Source organism: Bradyrhizobium sp. Pa8, assembly GCF_052588265.1.
Map to the genome: position 1 here is coordinate 7198121 of NZ_CP176767.1, position 17645 is coordinate 7215765.

Annotated in this window: 14 protein-coding genes, 1 tRNA gene and 3 pseudogenes; 8 read left to right on the top strand and 10 right to left on the bottom strand. The window is 59.9% G+C overall.

Annotation, left to right across the window (positions count from 1 at the left end; all coding sequences use genetic code 11):
• Nucleotides 1-18 precede the first annotated feature (18 nt).
• Nucleotides 19-408: pseudogene (locus ACKWRH_RS34180) on the top strand (AAA family ATPase); the annotation flags it as partial.
• Between the two features lie 213 nt (nucleotides 409-621).
• Here ACKWRH_RS34180 and ACKWRH_RS34185 read toward each other — a convergent pair.
• Entirely contained in the window at nucleotides 622-1077 is a 456-nt protein-coding gene (locus tag ACKWRH_RS34185; protein WP_445217113.1) for a hypothetical protein, read from the bottom strand.
• A 100-nt stretch (nucleotides 1078-1177) separates the two neighbouring features.
• Here ACKWRH_RS34185 and ACKWRH_RS34190 point away from each other — a divergent pair, with 100 nt between their 5' ends.
• Complete coding sequence (locus ACKWRH_RS34190; protein ID WP_011084405.1) at nucleotides 1178-1414, top strand: helix-turn-helix domain-containing protein; 237 nt, start codon at nucleotides 1178-1180, stop codon at nucleotides 1412-1414.
• Nucleotides 1415-1450: 36 nt separating this feature from the next.
• Here the strand turns inward: ACKWRH_RS34190 and ku are convergent, their stop codons facing one another.
• Complete coding sequence (gene ku, locus ACKWRH_RS34195) at nucleotides 1451-2386, bottom strand: non-homologous end joining protein Ku (RefSeq protein WP_445217114.1); 936 nt, start codon at nucleotides 2384-2386, stop codon at nucleotides 1451-1453.
• A 139-nt stretch (nucleotides 2387-2525) separates the two neighbouring features.
• Between ku and ACKWRH_RS34200 the strand changes: the two genes are divergently transcribed.
• The 4 genes and pseudogenes from ACKWRH_RS34200 (at nucleotide 2526) to ACKWRH_RS34215 (ending at nucleotide 4525) form a co-directional block, all read left to right on the top strand.
• Nucleotides 2526-2927, top strand: a complete 402-nt coding sequence (locus ACKWRH_RS34200; protein ID WP_445222524.1) for a hypothetical protein — start codon at nucleotides 2526-2528, stop codon at nucleotides 2925-2927.
• A 22-nt stretch (nucleotides 2928-2949) separates the two neighbouring features.
• A complete protein-coding gene (locus ACKWRH_RS34205; RefSeq protein ID WP_445217115.1) occupies nucleotides 2950-3399 on the top strand; it encodes a hypothetical protein in 450 nt (149 codons plus the stop codon).
• Nucleotides 3400-3401: 2 nt separating this feature from the next.
• Nucleotides 3402-4128: pseudogene (locus tag ACKWRH_RS34210) on the top strand (SOS response-associated peptidase).
• Between the two features lie 124 nt (nucleotides 4129-4252).
• Nucleotides 4253-4525 (top strand): hypothetical protein, encoded by a 273-nt coding sequence (locus ACKWRH_RS34215; protein WP_445217116.1) that lies wholly within the window; start codon nucleotides 4253-4255, stop codon nucleotides 4523-4525.
• Nucleotides 4526-5096: 571 nt separating this feature from the next.
• On the opposite strand, the pseudogene ACKWRH_RS34220 reads toward ACKWRH_RS34215, so the two are convergent.
• From ACKWRH_RS34220 to ACKWRH_RS34240, 5 genes and pseudogenes are all read right to left on the bottom strand, one after another.
• Nucleotides 5097-6162 (bottom strand): annotated as a pseudogene (locus ACKWRH_RS34220) (IS110 family transposase).
• Nucleotides 6163-6796: 634 nt separating this feature from the next.
• On the bottom strand, nucleotides 6797-7120 hold the full coding sequence (locus ACKWRH_RS34225) for a DUF736 domain-containing protein (RefSeq protein ID WP_445217117.1): 324 nt from the start codon (nucleotides 7118-7120) through the stop codon (nucleotides 6797-6799).
• 621 nt (nucleotides 7121-7741) lie between these two features.
• Complete coding sequence (locus ACKWRH_RS34230; protein ID WP_445217118.1) at nucleotides 7742-8053, bottom strand: DUF736 domain-containing protein; 312 nt, start codon at nucleotides 8051-8053, stop codon at nucleotides 7742-7744.
• A 711-nt stretch (nucleotides 8054-8764) separates the two neighbouring features.
• Nucleotides 8765-10777: a ParB/RepB/Spo0J family partition protein gene (locus ACKWRH_RS34235; protein WP_445217119.1), complete on the bottom strand. Its 2013-nt coding sequence runs from the start codon at nucleotides 10775-10777 to the stop codon at nucleotides 8765-8767.
• 562 nt (nucleotides 10778-11339) lie between these two features.
• A complete protein-coding gene (locus ACKWRH_RS34240; RefSeq protein WP_445217120.1) occupies nucleotides 11340-12455 on the bottom strand; it encodes an IS110 family transposase in 1116 nt (371 codons plus the stop codon).
• 636 nt (nucleotides 12456-13091) lie between these two features.
• Here ACKWRH_RS34240 and ACKWRH_RS34245 point away from each other — a divergent pair.
• On the top strand, nucleotides 13092-13616 hold the full coding sequence (locus ACKWRH_RS34245; RefSeq protein WP_445217121.1) for a hypothetical protein: 525 nt from the start codon (nucleotides 13092-13094) through the stop codon (nucleotides 13614-13616).
• A gap of 58 nt (nucleotides 13617-13674) precedes the next feature.
• A complete protein-coding gene (locus ACKWRH_RS34250; protein ID WP_445217122.1) occupies nucleotides 13675-15201 on the top strand; it encodes a hypothetical protein in 1527 nt (508 codons plus the stop codon).
• Nucleotides 15202-15486: 285 nt separating this feature from the next.
• Here the strand turns inward: ACKWRH_RS34250 and ACKWRH_RS34255 are convergent.
• From ACKWRH_RS34255 to ACKWRH_RS34265, 3 genes are all read right to left on the bottom strand, one after another.
• Nucleotides 15487-15562, bottom strand: a tRNA-Lys gene (locus tag ACKWRH_RS34255).
• A 158-nt stretch (nucleotides 15563-15720) separates the two neighbouring features.
• Nucleotides 15721-16329 carry a Spy/CpxP family protein refolding chaperone gene (locus ACKWRH_RS34260; RefSeq protein ID WP_445217123.1) on the bottom strand — a complete coding sequence of 203 codons (609 nt, stop codon included), beginning with the start codon at nucleotides 16327-16329 and terminating at the stop codon, nucleotides 15721-15723.
• A 199-nt stretch (nucleotides 16330-16528) separates the two neighbouring features.
• Nucleotides 16529-17542 carry a TRAP transporter substrate-binding protein gene (locus tag ACKWRH_RS34265; RefSeq protein ID WP_445217124.1) on the bottom strand — a complete coding sequence of 338 codons (1014 nt, stop codon included), beginning with the start codon at nucleotides 17540-17542 and terminating at the stop codon, nucleotides 16529-16531.
• Nucleotides 17543-17645: the final 103 nt, after the last annotated feature.

A 17645-nucleotide genomic window follows, 5' to 3' on the forward strand; every position in this document is an offset into this window, starting at 1 on the left:
AGATCGGCTCCGAGGAACGGCACGCGCGGCATCGTGCTTGTTTTACTCTATCTCGCCCTGGACGACGGTGACTATAGACCACTGGTCATTGATCAACCGGAAGAAAACCTCGATCCGCAATCCATTTACGTGGAGCTTGTCCCTTTGCTTCAGGCCGCGAAGCGCAAGCGTCAAGTGATCATGGTGACGCACAACGCCAACCTAGTGATCAATACCGACGCCGATCAGATTATCGTGGCTGAGGTAGGTCCGCATACGGCCGATGGACTACCACCGATCACTTATCGGAGTGGCGGGTTGGACGAAAAGCCAATACGCAAGCTCGTCTGCGATATTCTAGAGGGCGGCGAAAGAGCCTTTCAAGATCGCGCGAGACGCTTGCGGATCGCACTCGCGCGTGGGGATTAAGGTCGTGCCAGCTTGTACAAAGGTGGAAACTTGGCGCGCCAGCACTCCAGCCGAGGTGTCCGAATTCCTGAAGGCAAGCAAGTCGTCCGACAAGCGTACAAGAGAAATATTGGCCGTCCGATCAAAATTGAGACCGGTCGATGTTTACGCATATTTGAGAGCACGCTTTGGGGCGACGGGGCTTTCTTTTGGCGAGGAAGCGACAGGAGGTCGCTACTCGACTGGACTTCCGCCGTAATTTGACTCTTCATCCTGAACGTAGCGAGCCAACGTTTCTCTTACAGCGCTGGTCGATTCTTCTAGTCTTTGAAGCATGGTCCTCAAGTTAGCGACCGTTGCTTCCTCCATATGTAGATTTTGAGGGGCGAGAGTTGCTCGGATGAGTTGGTCGAGCGGCATTGGGGAAGTCGACATTGCCGCCGAAGCGTTTCCGTAATCAAACGATGACTCAGAAATCAGATCGCCGTCCGGGGTAAGTCTGCACGACGACGTCAAGTTGGATGAAATTGCTTCTTCTAACAGCCCAGCGGGAATTTCAATCGCCGCGACAACGGTCCCGGTCTCACTGACTCTGTATCCAAACCGATAAAGATCATCCGGCGTTCGCGCATTTCCGAGGCGCACGCGTTCTGCAAAGGGTTCAATTGCTTGTCGAGCAGCAAGAGCCAATACCTTAACTCCGTCAACATTAGCTCCTCCTCCGAGAATACCTAATTTATCGGTATCTGAAAAGTCGTTCTATGTGTCTGGCCCCCTTTTCGGAGGCCAGATGCCCAAGACGGTTACCTCGCCCATTCAAAAGAAGCTCGCCGCAATGTTGGTTGAGCTGAGAAAGGGTGCTGGGCTCCGTCAGGTTGATCTCGCCAACAAGCTTGGTGTCTACCAATCCTGGGTAACCCACCTTGAATCTGGGCAACGTCGAATAGACGTCGTTGAGCTGATCGAGCTGGGTCGAGCCATTGGCTTTGACCCCGCCGAGGTCGTGCGGAAACTCAATAAGCGTTAGGGGAAGCGAAGCACGCTTCGTTCGTGAAACACAGGGCTAAGCAGACCGACGTTGCGATTTTGCCGGCTGCTTCTTTGCACCTGTCTCCTTTGCCTGCTTCTTACCGACGATAGGCATCAGCATCTCTTTCTGACCGCTTGCGGCCTTGCGCGTCTTCTTGGCCGACTTCTTCGGATGATTTGCAGTCTCCGTCGATTTCTCCCTGCCGACGCTTTGTCGTAACGCCTCCATCAGATCGACGACGTTCTCACCTTTTGGCCGCTCTTTGGGGCGGATCATCTTGCCGGCGCGCTTCTGGTTGATCAGTTCGACCAGGGCGCTTTCGTAATGGTCCTCGAACTTTTCAGGATCGAATGTGCCTGCCTTCTGGTTCACGATGTGCTTGGCGAGATCCAGCATGTCTTTGGTGATTTTGACGTCCTGGATCTCGTCGAAGTATTCCTGCTCGCTGCGGACCTCGTAGGGGTAAAGCAACAACGTTCCCACGAGCCCCTTGCCCATCGGCTCAAGCGCAATGATGTGCTCGCGATTGGTCAGTACGACGCGGCCGATGGCGACCTTGTTCATTTCGCGGATGGTCTCCCGGATCACCGCGAAGGCGTCGTGGCCGACCTTCCCATCCGGTCGAAGGTAGTAGGGTCGGATCAGGTAGCGCGGGTCGATGTCTGACTTATCGACGAACTCATCGATTTCGATCGTGCGGGTCGATTCCAGCGCGATCTCTTCGAGCTCTTCCTTCGTCACCTCAATGAACTGCCCCTTCTCCACTTCATAGCCCTTGACGATGTCTTCGTTGGGCACCTCGTCGCCCGTGTCCTGATCCACCTTGATGTACTTGATGCGGTGGCCCGTCTGACGATTGAGCTGATTAAAGGAGATCTTCTCGGACTCAGAAGTCGCTGGGTACAGCGCCACCGGGCAAGTCACGAGGGACAGACGCAGGAAGCCTTTCCAGTTGGCGCGGGGGGCCATGTACGCAGAACTCCATGTCGGACGGTTCGGACTCAAGACGATCGAAGGCGGCTGGTTCCGACATTGTCAGGGGCAAATAAATCCACCAGCCGCCTTTGGTCGGACTCGACTTTTGTTCTCTTTATGTTCTAATACCAACATGAAGGATCGACCTGCGAGTTGGCGGATGCCCACCCCGAAACAGATGGAAAAGCTAACCGGCTCAATGGGAAAGAAAGCTCCGAGGGAGCGTTCGCTCGCTCCCAAGGACGACATGCCCGACGAATACTGGCGTGCCCTCCTCGACGCCCACGACCAGACAGCGGCCTCGGGAGGTTCGAGCCTCGTCCAGCGCCTCTGCGAAATCCCACAGCATGTCCTGCGCGTTTCCTGCCGCAGGTGCGAGCGCATTGTTGAGATCCAGAAAGTGGACGCCGTCCGTCTGTACGGACAGCAGGCGAGCTGGAAGGAGGTCGGGCAACGGTTGCTGGACAACACGTGCCAGAATCGAACTGGCCGCCACGAGGAGGACGGTTGCTGGCCGGCCTTCGGGCCCGTTTAACCGATCATCCGCGTCGCCGAGGATGGCTCCGAAGCATCACCCGACGCCACTCTCCGGCGGCGACCGGAAGGCGCTTGGCAAGGAGCTCGGCAAGGCACGCGCGATGACCACCATCCTGGCCGAGCAGTCCACAGCGGCTCGCGCCAAAGGTGAAGCACTGATCGAACAGGCCGATCGCCTCCTGAGTGAGAGCTGGAACGAGCGGATGTGGGCGAACGGCGAGCCGATCGATCCTTCCCCGGCAATCGATCAGGCGATCAACGGTGGTTATCCTTGGCTGGAGATCCAATGCTCCCGCTGCAAGACCCGACGTGACGTTGATCTGTCTGTATTGCCGCATGCCCCCACAACCTTTGTCCATGACCTGGCTGGCAGGCTCCGGTGCAACAAATGTGCTAAGGCGGGACGCCGTCCTGTGGCGACGCTGCTGCAGCTCGTGCGCCGCCCCCGCCCTGCTGTTTCAGAGACGTGATGATGTGCAATCTGTACTCGATGACCAAGAACGTTGATGCAATACGTCAGCTGTTCGGAGCCTTGAACAGCCGCGTCGGCAATCTGCCAAGCATGCCAGGCATCTTTCCAGACTATCCCGCGCCCATCGTCCGCAACGCCTCAGACGGACGCGAGATCGTCATGGCGCGATGGGGAATGCCTTCCTCCTCGAAGGCCTTAATGGACGCCACAAAGAAGCGAGTTGAGAAGCTCGAGGCCAAGGGCAAGCAGATCGAATTTAAGGAGTTGCTCCGAATGGAGCCAGACTCCGGGACGACAAATATCCGCAATACGAAAAGCAGCCACTGGAAGCGGTGGCTCGAGCCGGACAATCGCTGCCTGGTCCCGTTCACCAGCTTCAGCGAGTACGACACCATCGATGGAAAGAAGGTCCCTGTGTGGTTCTCCCCAGATGAGAGCCGTCCCCTACTCGCCTTCGGCGGGATCTGGACCAACTGGACGTCTGTGCGGAAGGCAAAGGAAGGCGAGGTGACGGCCGATATCTTTGGGTTTCTAACCTGTGATCCCAACGCGGAAGTGAAACGCGTCCATCCGAAGGCAATGCCGGTCATCCTCATAACGGCCGAGGAACACGACACCTGGATGCGCGCGCCTTGGGGCGAGGCGAAGGCGCTGCTAGCGGCCGCTCCCGGACGGCGCGCTGAAGATCGTGGCGACCGGCGAGAAGGAAGACCCAGCCGCGGCCTAGTGTTGTGCACAAGAGGGCGGAACACGTGGACAAGATCCAGCGCCGACGATTTCGAATCCCTACCCTGTGTTAACCGCCTGGAACGAGGGCGAGGATCGAGGATTCGTTTCGGTGGAGCGCATTCATGCTGATGTTTAGGGAAAGACGACCTGCGATCCGCACGCTGCGCGGCTGGGCCGTTTCGATCCTCAACGAGGCCGGAGCCATCAGGGAATGCGGGGAGCACGGCTGGATGCAAGATCGCGGCGACCCGCACGCCCATGAGCGTGCGTTCGATGTGGCGCGGCAGGATCCACCAGAGGGGTATTCTCCGGAGGCCGCCGCGGTCGCGATCACCGAAGTTCTGGAATCGATCGGCGATACATGCCCGGAGTGCCCAGCGGAGGACATCGTTTAAGGTTGCCACAACATCCGACGTTGAAAGTGCCGGTAATTTGTGAGGCCGGGGAGACGCAGACGCAATTGCGCAAGTCCGCCATTGCGCTAGGTCGAACGTGGCGACAGTGAGGATCCTAAGAGCGCCAAATCTTGGATGTGCAGACAACAACTTAGCTGCACTTCGGCGACAGTGCTTTTATCTTGCGTTACTAATCGGGCACCTACTGTCAATGCTCATCTGTGTTTTTGCTTGATCACATTGCTCACGACGGCTCTCCCTTCTCCCTGCACAACGAGCAGAGTTCGCCGCTTATCCGTCGCACGGTTTGCATCGTCCAGGCGGGGTCCATGCGTTACTTCGCGTTCAGCACAGGGCTGTCGCATGCTCTTCATCAGGTTCGTAAACAGGGCAGTCCAAGCAGTCAGGCGCTCTCATCACGATGGACGGCAGCAGGCAAGAGATAGCGGACATTCCCCATTTCGCGGCCCCGCCAGGGGACGCTCACCGCGCGCGCGGATGGCGATATTTCCTCCTTAAACAGGCTGGCAGCGACGCCGACAGCCGATCAATTCACCGCACTATAACCACCTCAGGACGCGGGTTTTAGCTTCAGACGCTGCGTGATCTTGGCGCCAAAACCGACCTGGAAGTCGCTTCCGTCGATCCACATCCGGTGCAGAATGCCGGCCATTTTACGTGCAACGGCGACAATGGCGCACAGCATACTCGAGCGCTTGGCGACCCGAAGTCCCCATGCCCGCAATGCGGACCACCTTCGAACGCGCAGCAGCAGGCTCGCTGCCGCTTCACACAATGCCTCGCGGACGTTGATGTCCCCCTGCTTTGTAATTCGTCCCTCATAATCGATCGATGTTCCGGATTGGTGGCGCCTGGGTGTCAGACCAAAATGCGCTCCGACCGTCCGCGATCGGGTGAAGCGCAGTGGATCATCGACGCCAACCTTGAAGGAGAGCGCCGTCACCGGACCGACGCCGGGAACCGTCATCAAGCGCCGGCAAACCGCATCGTATTGCACCACCTGCAATAGCACCCGGTGCAGCCTGTCGTAGCCGGCAAGAATCGCTCGGCGTACGTCCAGCATGGTCTCGATCATCGTCGTGAACACAATGTCGGCGCGCTCAATCAGCTCGCGGATCCGTGCCTCGTAACGGCCGCGGCTAACCGCGCCGACCAGCAATCCATAGGTGCGGAGCGCGCCCCGAATGTGGTTTTCGATGTCGACCAATTTGCGCTTCAACAGCTTGCGGTTTGACAGCAGTGTGCGCATTTTTTGCATGTCGACGTTCTTCACATGGACGGCACGGAACCAGCCCAATCGCATCATCTGGGCAATGCCGAGGGCGTCGTTGCGATCGGTTTTGTTCCGCATCGCCGACAGCGAGACACGCATGTGGCGGGCTTCCACAACGATCACAGGAAGCCCCGCGGGGTGAAGCTCACGATGCAGCCACATGCCGAGCGATGACGCTTCAACCCCGACCCGTGCGAGGCGATCCGCGTAGCCCTCCAGCGCGGAGCGAGATCGCCTCCGGTTCTGTGCTGACCTTGGTTTCGCGGACCGTTTTTCCGTCCTTGTCGACGACGCAAATGCTGGTTTCCTGCAGACCGACGTCTAGTCCAACATAGAATTCCATGGCGTCTCTCCTTCGTGCGAACGACGTCCAGATCGTTGCACCAGGCTCAAACTTCCGCCACCGTCCGTGCTATCTCGACACGCTGGCTGCCCGAGTCCCGATTAGAAGAGCCCTCTCCCCTCTCCTCATTGTTACTCGCTCACCCTTCCTCTTTTTGCTGCACTCGCATCTGACGATCCACCGACCAACGCACAGATCTCCTGCCCCGTCGTCGAAAAAAGTGGACGATCCGAGTTCAAAAATTCAGCTGCGACACGTCGCCAGCGACTGCGTGAAACAAGTTTTTTGGGATAGAAGCACACGAAGAATTGGCCCCAGCTTGCGTCAAAGCCATCGATTGGGACCGCTCACTTGTCCGCAGATTGGTGCAGATTTTGATGGCGATCGAGCGAACTTCTGCGTCGGAATGAGGAGGAAAAAGCTGTCGAGCGACCCTCGGACGCCAGGCTAAACTCGACTCCGTGCGAGTGCATTTGTTCGATCTAAATGGCACGTTTTCGCAAGCCACTCAGCCGCGCTCGCTCCTATCTGGGTTTAGTTACTGGCGCTCTCGATTAGTCGGCGCTATTCAAAACCTGATAGCCGGAGACAAGAAAGGGCTCCCGCGCAATGCGCGGGAGCCCAAGATTTTGACTTAGTCGACGGAATTCCAGATCAGGAAGAAGCTGCCGTCACCGTTAAGGCCGACGGTTCGACCAAGGTTGGCGCAGAGCTTACGGACCCCGAGGCCAGGTGCCGCAAGTGACAGGCTGACGTAGTCCGTTCCACGGCTTTCGCCGCTCAGAATCCGACCGGATCCGACCTCGACCCCTTGGGTGAAGATACGGAAGTCTGGTGAAGTATCGCCGGACTTATCGCGGTTTGGAACGATGTCGATGTGGGCGCAGATGGGCAGCAAATTGAGCTCGCCGCTGAAGCCGCCGTGAGTTGTGCGGGTGACGAAGCCGATCGCGGTCATGGTCTGTCTCCTTCGTGCCGCAGGGCCGATGCCCTGCGATGGCGAGACCGTTCATGGCGGCCGGCACGCATCCGAACCCCGCGGGGCGAAGCGCAGCGGCGCACCCGAGCTCGCCTCTTTTTTGCAGCGAAGCGACCGCGAGGAGCCGGCTTGCCGGCGGGGAAAAAAGGAACCGTGCGAGGGTTTCGGATGGGGGGCGGCTGCCATAGGTCGTAGCGCCATAAGCAGGGAATCGTGCCCCTTCAGACGAAGGAGTCAGGCATTGCCGCAGGGCGCTATTCACCCGCGCAAACGGCGGTCCAGAGCCGATTATCTCGCGGGGAAAGCGGCTCGGTTGCGCATCCGAGGGGTAGTCTCCTGGTGGCGGCCATCACGCCGAATCCGGCGCGATTGGTCGACCGCGCGAATGGCGGTTGAGCTCACGGACCGCCAACGAAAGCGCCCTCAGAAGTCCGATGAATTCGTAACTCGGCGCCTCCAATCGCGCTTGGGGGGCCCCGCAAATTCGCAGGCTGGCGCCTCCCTTTTGAGGGAGAAATGCCCTTCGTCTTCCCTTCAAAGCGGCGCAGGAAACGCAAAAAAGCCCCGCCTCCGAGGAGGCGGGGCCAATGATCCCAGGCGTCAGTCGCCGCTGCGGCGCGACCAGATCAGGCTGAAACCGTCCTCGCCTTCGACCTTGACCAGCGAGGCGTAGATCGGAGCGGGGAAGCTCGGATCGTCGAGCTTGACCGAGAGATATTCGCGGTCGCTGTCGCGAACGGTCTTCTTCCAGGCGGCGCCGAACTCGGTCGCTCCTGCGAAAATCCGGTAGTCGGGAGCCTTGTCGTTGTCCTTCTCGGAGGCCGTGAGCTTGGCCTTGATGTTCAGCGTCAGCGTCTTGATCGAGCCGGTGTAGCCGTTGTCCGAAGCGGTGAAAGTGCCGATGGTGGCCATGGTGATCTCCGTCTGTCTGTTGTTCGGGCCGCGCCTATCGCAGCCTCGATGGCGATCCCTTGCCCGGGGAGCGATCGGCCCGCAGCCGCAAGGCCCGCAGCGCAGCGGAGGACGGCGAAAGCCTGCTTTTTTGTCTTCCGCGAGGAATACCGCCGCTTGGCGGCAGGGGAAAAAAGCAGGCGTAAGCTGTTGCGGGAAGGCGATCGAGGCTCTTGCCGACCCTCGGGCCTGATCAGCCAATCGACGGTGCGTTGGACGCGAGCCCTTGACCGGACTGACGGAGATGACTGTGGCTGCCAACGCCCACCACAGCATCGGAAAACGGCGGGATCGATCAGAGAAAAGCCGACGTCTGCGCATCAATTGCGAGCACGATGCACCGGACAAATCAAAGCGAATCCGGCCGCATTTTCGCATCAGGAAACGACGAGCGCCGGCCAGGATTATCCGCGCGATTGCGCTCTCGAAACGAGAGGTCTGGACACGATCAATTGCCCGTAGCTTGATCGCCTCGCTGGTGCAGAAGACGGCGCGGCACAGCCTCACTGGCCGCTGCAAACGGCGTAGATCGGATCGATCGTAGCCCGCCTTTGGAGACGGGTTGACAGGCGTTGTCGCCGCTTCATTTCAACTGAACCGGCCGCGCACCGTCAGGTGCGCGGCCGGAATTTAATGGGTGCCGGGGGCGTCCTTGCGCCCCCGTCACGCTTCTTACTCTGCTGCTTGCGAGCAGAAATCATGCCCTTGTGTCTTGTCTGGTGCACGAGCCTGATCCTCTGTCCTGGCCGTGCGCAGCACAGCTGGCAACCAGTCGGTCGCCGCCAGCAGCTGTTCGGCCGCTGCGGCCATCTCGGCCTTTTTCATTCCCGACAAGCGTTCGGCGGCCTCCTCACTGACGCCTTCGCGGACTGCGTCAAGGATGCCCGCCTTGGTGACCCGGCCGAGATAACTTGGCACCGTGGGTCGCCAGTATCCGGTCATGTCGAGGCCGACGGCCCCGGCCAAACGGCTGGCCGCCGCCAACGCGCGCGGCCGCAGATCAAACGGCAATTTGACCGCGTTGACCGTCAATGCCGTGCAATGCGCGAACAGCGCCATGCGGCTGTCGTGATCGAGTTCGGTCACGAATTCCCAAAGCCTCGCGACATCTCGCGGCATTTGCCTCGCCCAATTGGCGTGGCGATCCGACCACGCCTTGCTGGCCGGGGTGTCCTCGATTCCAGGCGCATGCACGGCCAAATCTGTTTTCACCGGTTGAATGCCGACCACATGGGCATTGGCCCCGATATAGAAGATTTGCGCGGCGAGCGCATGCGTGAGCGCCATGATGGCGACGTCAGGCTGCTCACTCAAATTGAGGCGCAGCCCCAAGGTCCGATGCGCGGTGAGGTCGCGAACGAGCGTGTCGGACAGCCTCTGTTCCTCGTCTTCCTCCTCGTTCTCCGCCTCCTCGCCTTCACCTTCGCGTTTGACCTGATCGTTTCCTTCGCCCTCCTCGTCGGGTGCTTGAGCATCCCCGTCTTGCCCGGTTTCGGACTGGGGTTTCTCGTCCTCGGGGCGGATGAAACCGCGTTCGATCCTGACGGTGCCGTCATGATTGAGCGTCACGAATGCACCGCCGCGCGCGATATCACCGGGATCGTAGGCCTGCCGTTTCGCTTCCAGTTGTTCGATTTGGATCTCCAGTTCACCGAACCGCGCATCCACTTCGTCAGGCAATTCCTCGGCCGTTGAATACTGCTCGGTCAGCCGGTCGAACTCGGCCTGGACGACCTGAAGGGTGGCCTGATCTTCCGCCGAAAGCTCGACCTGATGCGGGTAGGCGCGGCGCATACCGTGGGCGTGCGGGAAGTCGAGATGGGGCTCCGTCCACTTCCATCCCTCAGCGGCCCGCAAGGCGTCCGCCTCGCGGCCAAGCCGTGCCGTCACCAGCAAATCGAGCAGCGCCAAATCTTCCAGATAGCCGCCGCGATCTTCGGTAAAGAGGTCGCGCAGGATCGTCCCGCCCGCCTCGACATAGGCTTCGAGCCCGACAAACCGCGCCCGGCGATCGGTTGCGGCGACGTGGGTCGCTGTGAGGAGACGGCGGATGGTGCTGGCATCGCGGTCGTAGGACAGGCGCTCAAAGACGTTTTCCTGTCGGACTTGATCGTCGGTGATGGCAAAGGCCATCAACTGCTCAAGGGTCAGATCGCCGTCGCGATAGAGCTGAACCAGTTTGGGAGAAACCGCCCCCAATCGCAGCCGCTGCCGGACCACATGAGCCGTCACGCCGAACCGGGCGGCGATCTCTTCCGCGCCGAAGCCGCGCTCCTCCGAAAGCTTCCTGAACGCCTCGAACTGGTCGGCGGGATGCATGTTTTCCCGGGTGACATTCTCGTCCAGGCTGATTTCGTGGGGATCATTCGCGGTGTCGATGATGCAGCGGATCGCCTCCGTCTTCCTGATCTCCTTCCGCTTCACCCGCAGCAGCTGGGCAAGCCGCCGGCCCTCACCGATGGTGACCAAATAGAACCCGGTCGCCACACCCTCGCCGTCCAGTTCGGGCTCAACCACCAGATTTTGCAGGATGCCCTTGGCGGCGATACTCGCCGCGTAGCCCTCGATTGCCGCCTCACTGTGCGGCGTCTTGCGCGCATTATTCGGAGACTTCTTGAGCTTGTTGAGCGGAATGAAGGTCTCCGTCCCGCTCGCGGGAATGATCTCAACTGATTTTGCCGACATGACCAAACTTCCTTTTGCTTCCATGGGTGCAAGGCGCACCACGCGCCTGCACCCCTGCCCATCGGCGAGATCGGGGGTAGCAAGTGCCAGGGCGACCCGAGCGGTGGGGGATCGCCCGCCCAGTAAGGGCCGCTCGAGAGAGCGGGTCTGCACAAGCGTGTGAGCCATGAAGCCCGAGTCAGCAGTGTGATAAGAGCGCGGAAGACCGGGGAGACCGCTCGGGTCGGCGCCGGCGATAGCCGGCGCTTCACCCTGGCGCGCGCGAGGGGCAGCGCCCCTTCCATGTCCTTTTGCAAGGAGAAAGACGCGGAGCGTCCATCACCGCACCGGAGGTGCGCTGGTGAGTACAGTTGCGAGGTGATGCTGTCAGGTCGGGAGCAGAACGACGATGGCGACGGTCGATCAATCTTCCATTCGCGGGTCGAGACCGCATGAGCGTTTTTCGCCGCGGGCCTACCTCGGACTTAGAACGGGCGTCGGGGTGAACCGGCCCGATGGGGCTCTCGAGGGTTGCCCTGACCGAGTGTCCTGCTCCCGGCCAAACAGGCCGGCGTCAGCTTGACTACGTTGTCACCGGCTTCACCTCCCGGCCGATCGCCCAGATGAAGCCGCAGAGCTCTCGCGCGATTGCGGCCACGACGACGGTGGGCTTCTTTCCAGCGGCGCTCAGCGTCCGATATCGTTTGCAGAGCCGAAGCTGCGCCTTCCAAGCAATATCTCGAACTGCTTTTGGAAGACGTACGATCACTTCAGCCTTCTCTTTCGCGACACGAGGCGGATAACGATAGCTCCAGGCGGCCTCGATCAGCATGCGCCGAGCCTCGGTGTTGCCAGTCTTAGTGATACCGCCACGCCGGATCCGTTCACCACTCGACTGCTCTGAAGGCACCAGGCCGAGATACGCCATCAAATGGCGAGCACTCTCGAAGCGGGCCAGATCACCGATCGCCGCGACAAATGTTGCGGATGAGATAAAATCAAGCCCTCGCAACGAGCGTAGCGCTTCCACGAGGGGTCCCATCGACCAATCGGCTGCTATGGCGCTGATGCGACCGACGAGTTGGTCGCGCCGTTCCTGGGTTGTCCAAACCGCTTCTATATAGTCCTGGAAGACAATCTGGTGCGCGGGCTGATCGAATGTTTGGCCTGCAAGCCACGAACGATGTCGTTGAGTCCAGTGTTTGCCGGTATCGTATGAGCGGCCGTGGCGCAGCAAAAATGCCAGCAATTGCTGTCGTGCCCGCATGAGGTGCATCGATGCATCCATCCGAGCCCTGGTGAGATCACGCATGGCCTCATGTCCCTCGTCTGGGACCCATACCCGCGTGAGGTCGCCAGATCGGTTCAAAATTGCCAGCTTCTGGGAGTCGCGGCGATCTGTCTTGATCCGCTCCCCCGGCTTACGCGGGATCATGGATGTCGCAGCAACAGTGCAACCATGTCCCAGACTGGTCAGCTGGCGATAGATGACATAGCCACAAAAGCCAGCTTCGTAACAAAACTCCAGTCGATGGCCGTTCTTGGACAAGCGTTTGCTCAGCTTGGATAGCGCCGCCGGCGTATTTGGTACCGCTCCGATGAAATTGACCGCTCCCTCACGTCCATCTTCCGCCACCGTTACCGAAATGCTGACTTTGTGAACGTCGAGCCCCACGTAAAGAACCTTCTGCATCTGCATTCTCCGATGTCGAGCCGCCGCGCCTTCATACGCGGCGGCGGCTCGACTGTGACGGAGACCGGTGGCACCGCTATGCTGGCGCTCAAGGACATACGGACTGAGCTCTCAAGCGTTGGAATATTGAGCAAGTCAGCGCGAGCGAAAGCAAGACATCGGAAACATGAGCAACAATGAGCAAATCAAAAGAGGCACCCGCAAGAGGGTCAGCATAGCGCCGACGCGGAACGCGGCGGGACCCGGGACCGAGTGCAGTCGCGAGACCGGTTCAATAAGGCACCCGCGCGACGGGCAGTGATAGCGGTGCCGCGAAGCGGCAGCCCTTCGTGCGAGTGCCTCCGGCGAGCGACACATTATATATCTGCTGCTTGCGCGAGGGATCGAAGCCGAATGGCCGAGACGCAACGCGGCCCGGTCCACGAGAGCCCGGTGCGGCACTGCCGCACGTGGACAGCTTTCCTTGTCCCGATAAGTATCTTATTCGCCTGAGGTCTGGCTGTCTCGCGTTGAAGGCTCGGATATGAATTGTGTGCATTCGGGCGACAATTCGCGCCGAGGAGGAATACCCTCGATAGCGGCGCTATCTCGTTTATCGGCGATCGTCTGGCCCGAGCACGTCTCGTCAAGCCTCAAGGCAAAGTGAACGACAAGACCGAGCATGATTTAGATAGCGGGATGGCATCCCGATCCGATGGCAGCTTGATCTCGATGCCGCTGCTCGCAAATTGTTCCGGCTGGCGCAAACCCAGAGCTCATGATCGAATGCAAGACCTGACGGAATCCCTGACGCGCGTTGGAAGGTCTCCGTCACGATCGCACATTTTCATTCTGGTTCAGGGCTTCGGTGAACAAGGTCATACGTTGCGTCACTTGAGCATGCAGCCGCCCTATTCCTCGACCGATGTCGCGACGGCGATAGGCATCTCACTTGACACATTCTATCGCACGCGCCGCCTCAGGCACGAGCGCGACGGCTTGCCTTCGCCGATCAGTGAGAGGGGCCCGCTGAAATGGGAACGAACCGGCTTCGATGCGTGGCTGACCCGAAATCATCCTATGCGCCCAAAGTCGATTGCTAATGACGCATTCGTCCCGCCGCCACCAGGAAACGACGACGAACACCGCGAGCGGCTGCGGAAGGCATACGGCCAGTCTGACGCTTGACAGATCAGATAACGCCAGATTCCAATAGCGTGATCTTCTTCCGGCAGAGAGACCTATTATGGCTGATCCCAAGTTTCCCCATGTGAAGTGGCGAGAGGGTCGTCCTCGCTCATCGCACGGCGCTCACGCCAGAGCACTCGGCTTTGGTGATGCTGATCTGCGTCATCCGCCCTACGATGAAAAAGGCCGACCGGTCGGTGCTTGGTTCAATCTCCAAGAAGCCTCAGACTTTTCAGACAAACGGAAGTCGGAAATCGAGGCGGCGCGCCGCGCGGGTAAGCTACCCAAGAAAATCACGATCCGGAAGCGTTCTACGATCGAAGATCTTCTGGACGATTGGAGCAAGTCGGTTGAGTTCAAGGCGTTGTCGCCCGCCTCGCAATCTTCCTATCGTAAATGCATCTCCGCTATCTTGTACCGACCGCAATCACGCGAATCCGCAGCGAAGATGCGTGCCGAAATCCGTGCTGCCAGGCTGCTCGGCGTGGCCGAGCCTGTACGAGAACTCGAGGCAATTGCGACTGCCACTCCGACATCAATCGGCAAACCTGAGCTCCGCGCCTTCTACAACTATGCAAAATCGGCTCGCGGCCATCATATGGCGCTCTCGATGATAGCCACGCTCTCAGCGGCATTCACTTGGGGACAGGAAAGCGTCTTGTGGCGTCTTGGACCCAACCCGCGAGAAGGCATGGAGTTCGATCATCCAGAGGGACGCATCGTGCAGGTTACGATGTCCGAATTTTCCGCATGGGTGGCCGCGGCCGATGCGATCGAACGCCCTTCGGTCGGCGATAGTTTTCATCTGGCGTTGTTCACGGGCCAGCGCCAGACTGACCGTCTTATTATGCGCAACGAGAGCGACGTCGAGGGCCGGCACGCATTCCGGCAGAGCAAGACCGGCGAACTTGTAGACATCAAAGAGGCGCCACAACTCAGTGTGCGGCTGAGCGCTTCGCGCGCGCGCGTAAAGGAGCTCAAGCTTCGGCTTCAACTGGATAAGGTGCCACCCGAGCTCGTGGTCAATGAGGACAATGGCGAACCGTATGACGAGAGTACCTATCGCCATTGGGTGTCGACCGCCCGGGCCGTCGCGATCTTCGGCTTTCTCGCGCGCGAAAATGCCCGCCAGGCAATTGTACGGGCAGAGCGACTAAACGCCGAACTGAGTAAAGATGTCGACAGGCTTTTCGCCTCTTTTCCTCTCGGCGAGGAGAACAAGGCGCAGCGCGCTCGTGCAATCGATCAGCGCAAGCGCGCATTAGCGGAATGGCTGGATACGCAGACCGCACGCGACAGCAATGGAGATGAGACGGCATGGCGGCTTAAGCCTTGTCCCGCGCTGATGTTTGTAAACGGCGCCGGCGAACTCGACCAAAAGCACGACCAAGACCTACGAGATACCTGTGTCATGCTTCTCGATCGAGCTGGCTGCGACCTGCTGACGATCTGCGACATCACTGGACATTCATACCGAAGTGCGCAGACAATCGTGAAGCACTACCGCGCCCGCAATGCGGCTCGAGCCGATTCCGGCATCGACAGGCTTGAATTGCAGGTGCTGAAGGAAGGTATGAAGGGCTGAACGCAGAACGGTCGGTCTCGGCGGGTGGTGTTCCAGCCGAGCATGTCTCCAGCCCAAGCTCGCGTTCTGTGTTTCAACCCATTCCTAGAACGCGCCAAGCGCTTCGACACTGGAGAATCTGTCAACGCAGACGATTAGCCATCGACGATGGCCCGCACCTGATGCACGCCCAAATTATCCGACTCGTCGCACGGCGTGCGACGTACGACCATCAAAAGCGTCGCACGAGACCCGCTTTGTTCTGCTACCAAGATAAAAAAGCTCTTGCGGGCCAACGTCTTAAGATGGTGGGCGCACCAGGGCTCGAACCTGGGACCCGCTGATTAAGAGTCAGCTGCTCTACCAACTGAGCTATGCGCCCGAAAGGCGGTCAAATGCCTTGCGAGGCCGGTCGTTTAGCAAAGCGATCCGGGGATGGCAAGCGATGCGGTGAAGGTTTTTCCACAGTCCCCAAAAAGCGAAAAGCCGCTGGATTCCAGCGGCTTCTCCAGGGGCAATCCCCGCAAAATCCCTGATGGCTCAGAGCCGGCCCTCGCGATCCCGGTCGGGGCGGCCGTCACGGTCGAAACGGTCGCCGTGGAAGCGGTCCATGCCGCGCTCCATCATGCGGTCCATGCCCCGTTCCATGAAGTGTCGGGACGGGCCGTCCCCACCGCCCCCGAACGGGCCACGGTGGCGGGTCAGCACGGCAAGGCGCCGCTTCTGGCCTTCGTCGAGCGTCTTGTAGAGCGGATCGGCGGCATCGGCGATCTTCTTCAGGGCGGTGGAGGTCGCGCCCATGTCCTCGGCGCGCTGGCGCAGGCGGGCGACCGGATCCTCGGGCTTGTCGGCGTCCTTGCCGGCGTCACCCGGGCCCGTATTCATCCGCGCGTTGGCGCGGTCGATGCGCAGCTTGGCGAAGTCGCGCACGGCAGCCTCGACCGGCGGCCACAGCTTCTCCTGGTCGGCGTTGAGCTTCAGCCCGGCATGGACGGCGGCGATCCGCGCGTCGACGAAGGCGGCACGGTCCTCCGGGTTCATGCGGACGTGGCGGAAGTGCTCCATCCACGGGCGATGAAATTGGGCATAGACCGCGCCCGAGCCGGCGATGCTGAGCACGGCGATGGCGGCGATGGTGAACTTCCTCATACGGACCTCCTCTGGAAGGATGCCGGTGAGGATGAGCGCCGGACGGCAGACGCGCAACTTACAACTTGGACAGAGAGGGCGTTCTTACGAAGATGTAACTCCCCTGAATGTCCATTCAGATGCAGACTGAAACGATTTGCAACAAAAAGGGCCTCCGCGCAGGCTGCACGGAAGCCCCTTCAATGATGGTCGATCCGGATCAGTTCGTCGTGCTCTTCGATTCCTTGAGGAACTCGTCGATCAGCGGCTGGCCGACGCGGCTTGCGGCGTCCTTGTAGACCGGCTCCATCGCCTTGCGCATCGCCTCGTCCTGCTGCGGCGTGAGCTTGATGATCTCGCTCTTGCCGCTCTTCTTGATCTCGGCCAGCGCGTCGTCGTTCTCCTTCTGCGACTGCGCGTTGTTGAAGTCGGTCGCCTCCTTCATCGCCTTCGACAGCTGGTCGCGGATGTCCGCCGGCAGATCGTCCCAGAACTTCTTGTTCACGATCACGACGTAGCCGATGTAGCCGTGATTGGTCTCGGTGATGTACTTCTGTACCTCGTGCATCTTCTGCGTATAGATATTCGACCAGGTGTTCTCCTGGCCGTCGACGACGCCGGTCTGCAGCGCCTGATAGACTTCCGAGAACGCCATCACCTGCGGCAGCGAACTGAGAGCCTTGAACTGGGCCTGGAGCACGCGCGATGACTGGATGCGGAACTTGACGCCCTGGTAGTCGGCGGGCGTGACCAGCTTCTTGTTGGCGCTCATCTGCTTGAAGCCGTTGTCCCAATAGGCAAGGCCGGTGATGCCCTTTGAGTCCAGGAGCTTGAGCAGCCGGAGGCCGAGCGGGCCTTCCGTCACCTTCCGCAGCGTCTTCAGGTCCGGAAGAATGTAAGGCAGATCGAACACCTCGAACTCGCGGATGCCGAGCGGGCCGAACTTGGAGTTGGACGGCGCCAGCATCTGCACACTGCCGAGCTGGAGCGCCTCTAGCTCTTCCTTGTCCTTGTAGAGCGTCGAGTTCGGATAGACTTCGATCTTGACCTTGCCGCCGGTGTACTTCTCGGCGAGCTCCTTGAACTTCTCCGACGCCTTGCCCTTCGGCGTGTCGGTGGCGACGACGTGACTGAACTTGATGATGATCGGCGATTGAGCCGATGCCGGCCCGGTCAGGGCCAACGCCCCGGTCAAGACCGCAACCGATGCCGCAGCCCAAATGAGTTTCCGCATGCTTCCTCCCGCACGTTTTTTGGTGGGGCACGAACCGTCGCCCCCAAGCCTTAGATTCAAGACTTGAAGGCAGGATTATAGGGAAGCGGACACAGGCGCCATT